We start from the raw sequence: 207 nt of genomic DNA, 5'->3' as shown, positions 1-207 counted from the left end.
AGGCTTAGAGCGCGGTGAAACCTTCAAAGCTATTGGACAGTCCATTCTAAAAGACCCGATCACTGTTTCCAAAGAAGTCAAACGAAATAAACAAATTAGAGACTCTACCTCTAATAACCTTCCTTGCCCTCTACTCGACAAAGCTCCCTTTGTCTGTAATGGCTGTCCTAAAAGAAGACAGAATTGTGGCTATAAGAAGATTTTATA

At 40.1% G+C, this 207-nt stretch carries 1 protein-coding gene; it reads left to right on the top strand.

The window, feature by feature from the left end:
• Positions 1 to 207, top strand: a 207-nt coding sequence (locus SMIDD26_RS11090; RefSeq protein ID WP_134990327.1) for a helix-turn-helix domain-containing protein, incomplete at both ends; no start/stop codon positions are given.

Origin of the sequence: Streptococcus mitis (genome assembly GCF_001579035.1) — a bacterium.
Lineage (GTDB): Bacteria > Bacillota > Bacilli > Lactobacillales > Streptococcaceae > Streptococcus > Streptococcus mitis_J.
This window is presented reverse-complemented; position numbering and strand designations above follow the sequence as displayed.